The organism is Paenibacillus sp. BK033, from assembly GCF_004345425.1.
Taxonomy (GTDB): domain Bacteria; phylum Bacillota; class Bacilli; order Paenibacillales; family Paenibacillaceae; genus Pristimantibacillus.
Genome location: NZ_SLVP01000006.1, coordinates 301611 through 314204, shown reverse-complemented (window position 1 = coordinate 314204; position 12594 = coordinate 301611). Strand labels below are relative to the sequence as shown.

Annotated in this window: 13 protein-coding genes; 2 read left to right on the top strand and 11 right to left on the bottom strand. The window is 53.6% G+C overall.

Features of this window, described 5'->3' with window-relative positions; genetic code table 11:
- Positions 1-62 precede the first annotated feature (62 nt).
- Both EV294_RS20925 and EV294_RS20920 read right to left on the bottom strand, forming a co-directional pair.
- On the bottom strand, positions 63-941 hold the full coding sequence (locus EV294_RS20925) for a carbohydrate ABC transporter permease (protein ID WP_132310302.1): 879 nt from the start codon (positions 939-941) through the stop codon (positions 63-65).
- A 13-nt stretch (positions 942-954) separates the two neighbouring features.
- Entirely contained in the window at positions 955-1839 is an 885-nt protein-coding gene (locus EV294_RS20920; RefSeq protein WP_132310300.1) for an ABC transporter permease, read from the bottom strand.
- Between the two features lie 219 nt (positions 1840-2058).
- Here EV294_RS20920 and EV294_RS20915 point away from each other — a divergent pair, with 219 nt between their 5' ends.
- Together EV294_RS20915 and EV294_RS20910 are read left to right on the top strand one after the other, a co-directional pair.
- Positions 2059-3771 (top strand): sensor histidine kinase, encoded by a 1713-nt coding sequence (locus EV294_RS20915; RefSeq protein WP_132310298.1) that lies wholly within the window; start codon positions 2059-2061, stop codon positions 3769-3771.
- 10 nt (positions 3772-3781) lie between these two features.
- Positions 3782-5410, top strand: a complete 1629-nt coding sequence (locus EV294_RS20910) for a response regulator (protein WP_132310296.1) — start codon at positions 3782-3784, stop codon at positions 5408-5410.
- A gap of 471 nt (positions 5411-5881) precedes the next feature.
- On the opposite strand, the gene EV294_RS20905 is transcribed toward EV294_RS20910, so the two are convergent.
- The 9 genes from EV294_RS20905 to EV294_RS20865 all read right to left on the bottom strand — a co-directional run bounded on the left by EV294_RS20905 (position 5882) and on the right by EV294_RS20865 (position 12429).
- A complete protein-coding gene (locus EV294_RS20905; RefSeq protein WP_132310294.1) occupies positions 5882-6196 on the bottom strand; it encodes a hypothetical protein in 315 nt (104 codons plus the stop codon).
- Positions 6197-6323: 127 nt separating this feature from the next.
- The gene (locus EV294_RS20900; RefSeq protein ID WP_132310292.1) at positions 6324-6803 is read right to left on the bottom strand and encodes a DinB family protein; all 480 of its coding nucleotides are present in this window, start codon (positions 6801-6803) and stop codon (positions 6324-6326) included.
- 35 nt (positions 6804-6838) lie between these two features.
- Positions 6839-7360 (bottom strand): GNAT family N-acetyltransferase, encoded by a 522-nt coding sequence (locus EV294_RS20895; RefSeq protein ID WP_132310290.1) that lies wholly within the window; start codon positions 7358-7360, stop codon positions 6839-6841.
- Between the two features lies 1 nt (position 7361).
- Entirely contained in the window at positions 7362-7733 is a 372-nt protein-coding gene (locus EV294_RS20890; protein WP_132310288.1) for an iron chaperone, read from the bottom strand.
- Between the two features lie 15 nt (positions 7734-7748).
- Entirely contained in the window at positions 7749-8462 is a 714-nt protein-coding gene (locus EV294_RS20885) for a GntR family transcriptional regulator (protein WP_132310286.1), read from the bottom strand.
- Between the two features lie 10 nt (positions 8463-8472).
- Complete coding sequence (locus EV294_RS20880) at positions 8473-9495, bottom strand: sugar kinase (protein WP_132310284.1); 1023 nt, start codon at positions 9493-9495, stop codon at positions 8473-8475.
- Complete coding sequence (gene dagF / locus EV294_RS20875; RefSeq protein WP_132310282.1) at positions 9485-10243, bottom strand: 2-dehydro-3-deoxy-phosphogluconate aldolase; 759 nt, start codon at positions 10241-10243, stop codon at positions 9485-9487. Before dagF ends, EV294_RS20880 begins: the two co-directional genes overlap by 11 nt.
- Positions 10236-11348 (bottom strand): DgaE family pyridoxal phosphate-dependent ammonia lyase, encoded by a 1113-nt coding sequence (locus EV294_RS20870; RefSeq protein ID WP_132310280.1) that lies wholly within the window; start codon positions 11346-11348, stop codon positions 10236-10238. Before EV294_RS20870 ends, dagF begins: the two co-directional genes overlap by 8 nt.
- Entirely contained in the window at positions 11326-12429 is a 1104-nt protein-coding gene (locus tag EV294_RS20865) for an amidohydrolase/deacetylase family metallohydrolase (protein ID WP_132310278.1), read from the bottom strand. Before EV294_RS20865 ends, EV294_RS20870 begins: the two co-directional genes overlap by 23 nt.
- Between the last annotated feature and the right edge of the window lie 165 nt (positions 12430-12594).

The window sequence follows — 12594 nt, the reverse complement described above, 5'->3', positions numbered from 1 at the left end:
GTTACCTCCCCAATGGTTTACATTGTCGAGGCCGCATCAAGCGGCCCCTCCTTTGCCTGTCGCTACTCTTTTACCGCGCCAATTACCATCCCTTTAACAAAGAACCGCTGCAGGAACGGATAAACGAGCAGAATCGGAAGCGCGCCGATGAAGATCTGCGCGGCCCGTACCGTACGCTGCGAAATGTTCTCCAGCTGCTTCGGATCGACGTTGATCTTGCTGAAATCCTGCTGGACGATAATCGTCTGGAGAAGCGATGCCAGCGGATAATCCTTGATATCCCGCATATAGATCATCCCGTCGAACCAGGAGTTCCATTGATAGACCATCGTGAACAGCGACAAAGTCGCAATCGACGGCATCGACAGCGGTATAAACACCAGCACCAGCGTCTTCAGCTGTCCCGCCCCGTCCAGATAAGCCGCTTCCTCCAGCTCCTTCGGCAGGCCCCGGAAAAAGTTCAGCATCAAAATGACGTTCCATACCGACACCGCGCCGGGCAGCACTAACGCCCAGATGGAATCCATCAGGCCTAGCTTCTGAACCAGAATGTAGCTTGGAATCAACCCTCCGCTGAACAGAATCGTAAAGACAAAAATCCAGATATACATCGTGCGGCCCCGGAAATGAAGATCCTCCTTCGACAGCGGATAAGCGGTCATTAGGCAAAGAGCCATGCCGATTACCGTGGATAATACGGTTCTCATAACCGAAACGCCAAGCGAGTTCAAGAAATTGGAATTGCCGAACGTTTTCTCGTAGGCATCCGTCGTAAAGCCGATCGGCCAGAAGCCTACGAGATTCGAAGAAGCCGGCGCCATGCTGCTGAACGATACGGCCAGAATATGAATGATCGGCAAGATGCATAGAAGCGACAGAAGGCCAAGAAACACATAGTTGCCGATGTTGAAAATTTTGTAGCCTAACGTTTTGTGGTACAAAAGTAGAACCTCCTTAGAAGACGCGATAATTCGCAAATTTATAGGCAAGCCGGTAAGATGTAGCGATGAGAATCGTCGCTACGACGGATTTGAACAGTCCGACCGTTGTGGCGAAGCTCATTTTCCCGTTTAATATCCCCAGCCTATAAACGAAGGTGTCGATAATATCTCCCTTCTCCATCACGAGAGGGTTGTACAGGTTAAACACCTGGTCGAAACCGGCATTCAAAATATTGCCGATCGAAAGCGTTCCAAGCACGATGGTTATGGGCATTAGCGCAGGCATCGTAATATGGATGGTCTGCTTCAGCCTTGACGCCCCGTCTACCTCCGCCGCTTCGTAAAGCGCCGGATTGATTCCCGCCAGCGCCGCCAGGAAGACAATCGTTCCGAAGCCGAACTCCTTCCAGACGTCGCTGACAATAAGCGTGAACCGGAACCAGTTGTTATCCCCTAGGAAGAAGACCGGTTCAAACCCCAGCGCCGTTACGGCTTTGTTAACGAGTCCCCCGTCCGGAGCGAGAATATCGAGCAAAATTCCCCCGAGAATAACCCAGGAAAGAAAATGCGGCAGATAGACAAGCGTCTGGGTAACCCGTTTGAAGGCCATCAGCCTGACCTCGTTGAGCAGAATGGCGAACAGGAAAGGAACGATAAGTCCGGCTGCCATTTTGAAAAAAGCGATGACAAGCGTATTCCATATCACCTGACCGATATCCGGATACTTGAACAGAAACCGGAAGTTGTCGAGGCCGACCCATTCGGACCCGGTTAACCCTTTCCAAGGCTTGAAATCCTGGAACGCGATTACGATTCCGGCCATCGGAACGTACTGGAAAATAAGGACGAGAACAAGCGCCGGCAGGAGCATCACGTGCAGGGGCCAGTTCCGTTTCATGTTCCAGCTTTTCCTTGAAACACGGCGTTTCTCTTGTTGTGCAGGTAGCTGTAAAGCAGTTTCTTTCACCGCGGTATCCTCCATGTTCAGACAAATTTGTGCTTTTCTAGGTCGTCCTGACCTTGTAATATAACGATTATAGCAACGGGGATTTGCGATCTATATCCTAATATTGCAACAACGATATTGATATTTTAACTATCTGAAGGGGGCCTCATCTTGCTGCTGCGGTTCAATGTTTTTACGAAAATCTCCCTTCTCGTCCTGCTCCTGCTTATCCCGGTCCTATCCCTGTACACCTATTCCAACCGGGAAAGCGTGCGCGTCATCGAGAATGAAATCCAAAGCGGCACAACGAATCGCTTGTCTTCCTTCGCTGCCCAGGTCGAGTCGAATATTTATCAGTTATCCCTCTACGGCGTATCAATTGGGCAGGACTCCAGCATTCAGGAGTACCAGCGTCCGGACTTCCGGGAGCAGCCTTATGAACGGGTAAAGCTGAGCGTCGCCATACTGGAGAAAATGAATCTGTACAATGCCGCCAGCAAGTGGCATTCCACCATTACGTTGTTTTTCCCGCGCACGGGAGACGCCTTGTCCACGGACTATTACAATACGATCACGTATCGGGAGGATGCATTTACGAGGCCGTTCCTCAAATCCTGGGAGTATACGGGCGACAGCTTTGTCTGGTATGCCACCGAACCAACGACGGCGATGTCCAATCCGCGCAGCGCGAGGCTCATTACGAAGATCAGCTTCCCGATCAATCATGTGACGGCCATGCTGGACGAAAACAAAGCGAACAACAGCGGCGATCCGTTCCTGTTTAATCCGGAGCAGGGATCGATCCGCAATCATTCCGCCAACGCCGCGAAGATCGATCTTCTCACGGAGAAGCTGAAATCATCCAAGCTCGGGGACCGGGGAGGCTTCCGCACGAAGCTGGACAATACCGAGTATTACGTCTCTTACATCAAGTCGGATAGCCTGAAGTGGTATTATGTCGATTATGTTCCGATGCAGCAGATTTTGAGTCCGATTACGAACAGCCGGAACTTGTTCTATACGTCGATTGCCGTCCTGCTCGTCATGAGTATCGCCGTTATCTTCGTTATTTACCGAAGTGTGCAGGTCCCTCTGCTCCAGCTTGTCCGGGGCACCAAGCGGCTGTCTTCCGGCGATTTCTCGGTGCGGCTGAGCCATTCGGGCCATAACGAATTCAGCCTTTTGCTCGGACGGTTCAACATTATGGCCCAGCGGATCCGGGAGCTGATCGAGAACGTATACGAGGAGAAGCTGCGGAGGCGCGAAGCAACGCTGAAGCATTTGCAGTCCCAGATCAATCCGCATTTTCTGTACAACTGCCTGTTCTATATCAAAAACATGGCGCGGATGAAAAACGAAAAAGCCGTTGTGGCGATGGCTTTGAATCTTGGAGAGTATTTCCGCTATATTACAAGGTCGGAAAACGACGAGGCGACGATCCGCGAGGAGCTTAGCATGGTCACGAATTACCTGGAAATCCAGTCTCTCCGGCTTGAACGGATGCGGTTTACGATTGAGGTGCCGGAGGAGCTGATGAACAAAACGATCTCGCGGTTAACCTTGCAGCCGATTGTCGAAAATGCCATTGTCCACGGATTGGAGCCGCAGGCGGAGAACGGCGAGATCCGGATCCGCGGATATGCGGAGGAAGGTGTGTATCGGTTAGTCGTGGAGGATAGCGGGATTGGCATGACAGACGAGGAAATTCAGAAGCTGCAGCTCAGCTTAACCAAGCCGCTTGACGACAATATGGGCTGCGGGACTTGGAATGTGCATCAAAGATTGATCTATCTGTTTGGAGAAGGAGCCGGCTTGTCTTATTCCCGCTCAGGCTTGGGGGGAATCAAGACGACTATTACCTGGAGTGACAAAACAATAGAGTAGGTGAAGCAGCATGTTACAGCTCTTGCTTGTAGACGATGAACGGTCCGTTGTCGAGACCCTTGCCGAGACGATTCCTTGGGAAGAATGCGGCATTAGCGTTGTTCACGAAGCTTTATCCGGGCCGATAGCCCTGCAAATCATGGAAGACCATGCGATCGATATCGTGATTACCGATATTAAAATGCCGGGGATGTCCGGCATAGAGCTCATTACGGCGATTAATAGCAAATGGCCGCATGTCCGGACGATTTTGCTCACCGGATATGCCGATTTCGATTATGCCAAGCAAGCGATCGTTCAGAATACCTTTGACTATCTGCTGAAGCCTGTCAGCGACGAGGATCTGATCGATTCGGTTGAGCGGGTTGTAAAGCAGATCAAGGAGAAATGGGAAGAGGTTGCCTCCTATCGGAAAACCCTGTACACCTTGAACGAGAATCTTCCTTTGCTCCGGGCAAATACGCTTCACGAGCTGCTGAGAGGCAGCAGCCATTCTGCGTTGGCGGACAAGCTGGCGCTTCTGGAGCTTCCTTTTGCGGAGGGCGACCAGGTGTGCATGATGCTGATCCGGATGGAGGAGCGTTTTGCCGAAATGCCGGGGCAGGATTCCGCGCTAATGGAGTATGCCATCTGCAATATAACGAGTGAAATCATGCAAAATGATTATCATATCTGGCATGCCCGGGATGCTCATGATTACATTGTGATTCTTGTGAAACCAAAGAATCCGGCGGTTGCCGGCGCTGAAGCCAGGTCCTTGCTCGAGCGTTATGCCGCGCAAATTCAGACCAATGTGCAGAACTATCTCAAGGGGGCTATTTCGGTACTCGTAGGAGGCCAAGGAACGTTTCCGGGAAAAGTGAAGGAAATCTATGAGCATGCCGTTACCTCCATGCGCCGGAAGATGGGCCATGGCAAAGGGTTGTTTGTGACCACGCAGGAAGCCTTGGATTCCAGCCCGATGAATACGGTCTGGTCCTTATACGAGCCGCCTACCCTGATCAGCCTTCTGGATGCCGGCCGGTTCGACGACGTCGAGGCGAAGATCCGGCATATTTTCCGCGATATGTTGGAGACGGGCGGCGAACAGGATATGTCGGAACAGCTGATTGAAGCTTATCATGTGCTGGCCGGTGCTTTCTCGTATATCATTCACAAGAACGGCAAGCTGTTGTCCTCCGTTCTTTCGGCTGAGACGCTCAAGTTCTTCCATGCTCCGGCTTACACCACGGCGGCCCAGCTGATGGAACGGTCGATCCGGATCCTGCAGGGTATCCGCGAGGATGCCGACCAGGAGCTAAAGGATAATCACAGCACGATTGTCCGCACGGTCCGGTCGTTTATCGACGCCAATCTGGCGAAGGACGTATCGCTGCCGGCTATTGCGGACCATGTCCATCTGCATCCCGTGTATCTCTCGAAAATCTATAAAGCGGAAACCGGCGAGCCGCTGACGGAATACGTGTACCGGCTTCGGATGGAAAAGGCCGCGTTCCTGCTTCGCACTACGCCGTCCAAGGTATTCGAGATCGCCGAGATCGTCGGCTATAACAACACCGCGTATTTCATCCGGGTGTTTAAAAAGTTTTTTGATGTGACTCCTCAGGAGTATAGGGACCGGGACGATGAGGGGAGGTAGTTGCGGGTAACTGTTGGGCTGGCGCGTGGTACTGCGCTGTGGCTGGCACTGCGCAAGGGCTGGCACTGCGCAAGTGAATGTTCTTCCGATTGCTGTTGTTTCCGGATTCGTTGAACAATCGGACAGGTGGTCCGAATCCGGAAACAAAGGCAAACGCTCCGCTTCTCCAGAACATTCACTTGCTCCGTGCCCGCCTGCTCCGTGAGTCGTTACACCACAAAAACCTCGCTTCATCGTTTGGGGATGAAGCAGAAAGATGACCCTCGCAAGGGTCTTTTTTTCTGCTCGGGTTTTGTATTAGCTACCTGCTCGTTCTCGTGGCTTGGAACTCGCCACCCTCCTCGGCACGCCATGTTGCTGGAACGGCTATAGCAGGCTTTTTGCCTAATGCAGCCGTTCGAGCAACTAAGGCGTCGACCTAACGCAAAAAAGACCCACTTGGGGTCTTTTTGCGTCGCGTTCGTCCGGGAGCTACGTCCCGCTTTCGTCTTCGGCTTTTGGCTTGAACCGTCCGATAATGTCCAGCACGTACTTGATTATCAAGGATAAGCCGCCTATGAAGAAAAGGGTAAACAGCGTCCATTCCGTCGGGTCCAGGTTAACTATCGATAAAAGGAAATATAGAGGATATACGTAGAATAGGATGTCCTTCAGATAAGGCAGAAATGATGTCTTGAAGCTTCCCTGCCAGAACGACTTGGAAAAGGCAATCACGAAGTCGATAATCATAAATCCGAATACGCCCCAGAACGTATACTTGATCCAGTCGATAAGCGTAAATGTCACTCCATCATCACCACCTTGCTACACCATATGCGATGAAAGGTGACATGTTGATAAAATGCGCCCAAAACTTTTCGACTGGTTTGTGTGAAATTTGACAATTTTAGAACAAAACGCTTACAAAGGGCGATTATCGTCCATTAGCGGCGAATCGCTTGAGCAGACTGATGGAATTGAAGTGAATTCCTTCATGATACAAGGTATAGCTGAGAAATTCGCCCACCGTATGGAGAGGAACTCCCGTCCCTGTCGTGAAGGGCATGGCCGTTTGCTCTTCTAGTCTATCGTGCAATTTTTCCGCAATGCGAATCGGCTGCGCGGCAAGAAGCTCCAGCAGGGTATCCAGCTTCGGCAATTGCTCCTCCTGCCAATCGCCCGGCTTGGTGCCTTTCGCAAACCACCGCTCAAAGCTGTCAGGAAGGAGCACGGGCTCCCCGGCAAAATGAAAAGCAAACCTTTCCTGCACCACGTAAATATGTCCCAGGTTCCATCTCATATTGTTGTTAAAGCCTTCCGGCACAACGTCCAGCACAGCTTCCGGCAATCCCCGGACCGCGTTTAAAGTGACCTGCCGGACAAAGCCGAGTTGGTGAAGCAATCCTTTACTCATCCAAGATTCCTCTTTTCCTCCATAATCAAGAAAGTCTAACCCTCTATCCAGAACCGGCGGATCACGTTCCCGTTCTCTTCCGTGAAGCTCTTATCTTCGATTCCGCCGTTGTTCAGAATAGTCCTTGCCGATGCAGCATTATTCTCGTCGCAGCAGACCAGAACCCGCTGAATGCCAAGCTCCCTCGTCTTCCCTAACGATAGGGCGAGCAGCTTGGTCGCATAACCCTGCCTTCTGGCGGAAGGGCGGATTCCGTATCCGATATGCCCTCCCCTTTCCATCAGCCAAGGCGACAAGGCATGCCGGATGTTCACCGCGCCAACGATTCTGCGGTCTTCCGTTGCCAGCCAATAGGTGGAGCTTGCCACCCAGCCCTCTTGAAGGCCAATCCCGTTAGACATGTCCTCCAGCCACCCAATCATCGCCTGGAAGTCCGACGGATCCTGTTCCACCACCCAAGGGACGATGTCCTCGCCGCTGCCGATCCATTCCCGATAGAAATCCAGGTAAGGCTCCTTCCACTCCAGAGCCGGCAGAACCAAATAAACATCCGCCATCTTACTTCTTCCCCTTCTGCCGGTTCTCCGCCGCCCGGTATTCGGTGATCCGCTTGATGATATCATACGGAATCGGCTTGTTCAAAGGGAATTGTACGGAGCCTTTGGCTCCTTTATAGCCGGACAACTCCTCTTGAAAAGCACTGATGCCTGCCGCTGTGGGGTAAAATCCGATATGCTTTTTGAACGCGGCATAATAGACTAGATTTCCGTTCAGCTCAAAGGCCGGCATCTGGTAGCTGATCTTTTCCTTCGCATCGGGCGCGGCTTCCCGGATCACTGCCCGGATCTTCGCAAGTATGGCCTGCAGCTCGACAGGAAAGTTGGCTATGTATTCGTCGATCGTTTTGTACTCCGTTTTGCTTGTTTCCATTCGCCCTCCTGGTCCTTACACATCATAATTAACGACGTAAGGATGCATGTCCGTATTATAATAACCCACGCTGTACTCAATCAAATCGTCGCCCGGCCCGTAAGCAAACCGGGAACGCTTCAGGCAGACAGCCTGTCCCGCTGTTATTCCCAACGCTTCCCGAACCGCGCCGGGGGCCGGCGATACGGCAAATTCATCCCGGTAACGCTCCGGCACAAAGCCCTGCTCCTCCAGCCAGTCGTATAGGGATTGAATCTTTAGGACATCGGCGGTGCCGTGCAGCTTCGCCGGCAAATAATGGGTGTAATGAATATAAGGCTTTCCGTTCAACAGGTATAACCGGTCGATCTTCAAAGCCTGCGGTCCGAACAAACGGTACGGCTCCGTTCCTTCCTCGTTATCCGAAAGCTCCGTCCGCAGCGGCTGCTTGCCAATCCGATGTCCCTCTTCTACCAGAACCTCCGTAAAACGCTTCAGCCTGGACAGCTTGGAGGAGGAGGTATTGCGGATCACTCTCGTGCCTTTGCCGCTGCTCGTCTCCAGGTATCCTTCCTGGACCAGCGCCTTGATGGCATTGCGCACCGTTATTTTGCTGACCTGGAACTCCTGCTCGAGCAGCGGCTCGGACGGAATATTCGCATCCACCGGGTACATCCCGTGCAAAATCCGATCTTTAATAATGTTCATCACTTGTATATATAAAGGGCTGTTATTTCGCACCAGCTTCATCGCGTTCTACCTACCTTTCCACATCGGCCGCCTTCTCCGCCATGGCCCGAAGAATATCCCGTTCCGACGACATTGGCGTATCTCCGGCCGTTGTATGCGCCAATACGGCTGCGGCCGCCGCGAAGCCCACCGTCTTCCCGGGCGCAAATCCCTGCAGCTCCCCGTGAATGATCCCGCTCGTATAAGCATCGCCGGCTCCAATCCGATCATACACCAAAAACGACCGCTCCGGCGAAAAAGAAAAGACTCGCTCTTTGTAAAGAAAGCCTCGCAGCGAATGCGTATTGTCGGCATTCACGGTACGGTGCGTGCCTGCTATAACGGAAATACCGTAACGGTCCGCCACGGCGGGAATCAGCTCGACTAGCTGCCCTTCGCGCTCCGCCGCCTCAGCCTGCATCCCCAAAATATAAATCGCATCCCGTTCGTTCATCATGACCACATCCGCCAGCTGCAGCATCCGCTCATAATGAGGCTTTGCCGCTTCGTAGCCGCCATCGCCCCACAATGCCGGGCGGTAGTTGCAATCAAATACGACCATTCCGCCCTGCTGCCTTACCGCCTCGGCCAGCTTCCGCATATGGAGCCGGACGCCGTCGTTCATGGCCAGCGCAATGCCGCATAAATGCAGAACGTCCAGTTCGGCGGCAATCCGGTTGTAATCGTAAGCATCCGCAGGAGCCGTGTTAAAGCTGCTTTCCTGCCGGTTCGTGTAGGTGACGCGGCTTGGTCGCGATCCGAAGCCATTTTCGAGAAAATACATGCCGATATACCGTCCGCCGCGCTCCAGAAGCTCCGTTGCCACTCCAAGCCTGCGCAGGCTTCCTATTGCCGCTTCGCCCAGAGGATTATCCGGCAGCCGCGTGATCAAGAATGCCGAGTAACCAAACCGCGAGAGCGCCGACATCACGTTAACTCCCGTCCCCGAGAACGAATAAGACAAGCTGTCGGCCTGCGTCAGCAGCTGGAAGCCGGGCGTCTGCAGCCGCATCATCACTTCGCCAAAAGCCGCAACCCGCCGCTTATCCGCCATAAAGGTCAACCAGCTTTTTCATCGTGATCAGCAGCTCCTGCACGTCCTCCACTCTGGTTGCACCCGTTGCCTTGTCCATAATCGAGGAATACACATGCGGAATAACCTGCGGTACGCCCGCTTCCAGCGTTATGCGCAGAATCGCCTCAAAGTTTTCTTTGTCAATGCCCCCTGTCGGCTCAAGCGCAAAGCCTTCCTCGGCGCATGCCTTCGCAACCGCCCGAAGCTCCTCTTCGCAGGCCAGCCCGTTCATCGGAAAATATTTCAGCGCGTTGCCGCCCATATCGCGGACAAGCGCAATGGCCGCCTTCACCGGCACAATCGCCTGCTCCCGGGCTGCCGCGCTGGCCGGTCCCGTAGACAGATTGACGTAACCTACCTGACCGGTGGGAGATACCAAGCTGTTAATCCAGCTCTCCTTGTCTCCCAGGTTAGCCCGCGTCGCCCCAACAGCCGGGAATACCTGATTAATATGCGTACCTCCGTATTGCCTCGCAATCTCCGCAACTATGGCCGCCTGCCGGTTATCTCCCGCGCCAAGGCCAATGGATACGGCATCGTCGATCGCAAGACCGTACTCCCTCATCGCCTCAACGGCGGCCTCTGCTGATGGATAGTTTTTGGACAAAACGCCAACAAGCATATAGCCTTCCGCCGCCTCGAATACATCCTTTGCGTTACCGATGCTGCCCGCGAGCACATTAAGCGCGGCGCGTCCTTTGTATAATCGTTTCGCCATTTTAGACATGGGTGCGGCCTCCTGCCAATTCTCGTATACGTGCTTCAATGACATCGATATCGTCGCCCATTAACGGACGGGGATCGATATCGAAATAGCCTTGCTTCACGCCGTAATCCCGGGTATAAATCGCGATTTCTCCTTCGCGCAGCCCGTCATTAACGGCCTTCGCCGTTGTACCCGACAAAGCCGGATCGATTTGAATTCGGGCACGGAAAATCGCTCTTCCCGCTTCATCCCGCACGATCGTTGCCTTCACGCCGGGCAGCCCGGAGAGCGGAAGCAGCTTGTTCAGCGCTGCCTTCTCCCGCTCGCTGTTATCCGGCTTGTCACGGTATTCGTCCAGCGCCTGAAGCAGGCCAAAGGATGTTTCCTTGCCCACCTTCATGCTGCGTCCGATGCCTTGAAGCTGCATTTTCACCCACTCGATATATTGCCGCTTGCCGCCTACGATACCGGAGGTTGGCCCTTCAATCGCCTTCGAGCCGCTGTAGATGGCTAGATCGGAATATCGGACGTATTTCCATAGATCCTCTTCCGCCGCCGCATCCACGATCATCGGCACACCCCGGCGCTGCGCGACTTCCCAGGCCTCCTCGACGCTGATCATATTCTTCTGCACGGCATGATGAGACTTTACGTACAGGATAGCAGCCGTGCGTTCATTAATAGCTTCTTCGATATGCTCGGCTTTTCCTTCGTTCGCGTAACCAACCTCGACCAGCCTGCCGCCGCCCAAGTAGACCATCGTTTCAACCGGCGCCCCGTATTGTACGTTGTGGCCTTTGAGAATAATGATTTCATTCTGCTGGATCGGCTCTTGATGAAGCTTTTCCGTCAGCCGCCGGCTGCCCTTCGTCACGATTCCCGCAACCGACAGCGCAATGCCGCTTGAAGCGGAGTTTACGATGACGGCTGCTTCGGAGCCGATGATCCCCGCCATATAATCGCCTGCCTTGTCGACCAGATCCGCAATCTCCACATAGCTTTGTCCGCCCCGCTTCATGGCCTCCATTACCGAGTCGGTTGGCGCGGAGACGCCCAGAATGCTCATCCGGCCGCTGGCGTTTATGACTCTTTTCAAACCGTATCTAGCATGCAAAGTACTGTCCATTTATATAAGCTCCCCTCGCCTTGATCGTTTGCCCTGCCGTTCTTTTCTCTCCTTCGGAATCCAGCAGCTCCGACGGACGGTCCGACACCTCGAATAAAGTGAGGTTCGCGGGTTCTCCAACCCGAATGCGTCCAAGCTCCGGTCTGCCCAGCCAACCGGCAGGGCGCGAAGTCACCGCCGCGATAATCTCCTCCAGCGGATAGCCGAGCAGCAGAAACTTCGTCAGCACCCGGGACAAGCTATGTACCGGGCCGTTCAGCCGGTTGCCCCGGTAGATGTCCGTGCTGATCGTGTCAAACCGAATTCCCCAACGCTTCGCCATCTCCGCTACCTCGAACGAAAAGCTTGCCGTCCCGTGCCCGACATCCAACCGGACGCCTCTGTCCAACGCTTCCATAAGAACCGGCAAAGGCTCGCCGTTATGATCAAACAGCCGGTTATCCCGCTTGCCGTTCAAATAATGCGTCACCACATCCCGCTCCCGAAGCAAAGGCAGGATCTCCTCTACCCCCGGCGGTCTTGACCCGATATGGACCATCAGCGGCAGTCCGCTTTCCTCGGACAGAACCCTCGCCAGCCGCAAGGGCTCAAGCCCGCTGTTACCAATTACGCTTCCGCTCATCCTGGCCTTTAACCCAACGATAAAGGCCGGGTGACGTGCTATGGCTTGCAGCGCCTCTTCCCGGTCAATCCATTGAAGCTCGGAGAGCTCATCAACCCGTTGCAAGCCAAGCCGGGATACGTTCAACAACGCCAATACCCTCGTCTTTGCCTCCGCCCGGCTGGCAGCCAGCTCGTCGATCCGGTCCGCTCCGCAGCTCCCCGCATCAACGATCGTGGTTACGCCATGCCTCACGCCAATCTCATCGATCTCGTCGCCGTACGGCGCAAGCCCCGGAACCGCATGCACATGCAGGTCTATCCATCCGCTTGAGGCGTACATTCCGGTACAGTCAATCATCCTGCCGCCGGTTACCGTGCAGGCATCCGCCAGCTCGGCAATCCGGCCATTCGCATCCATCACGATATCGACCGTCTCCGAACGGTCCAACAGCTTTACGTTCCGCCATATGAATTCCATTCCGCCACCTTTTTCTGCAACAGACATGTAGTATAACGTTATAAGGTTAGATTACATCGAATAGAAAGAGCGGTCAACAAACATTATAATGTTTGTTCAAATGAAAGTATTGAATATATATTCATATTATTGCATAATTATTGAAAATAGCTAAAAGGAGGCTTC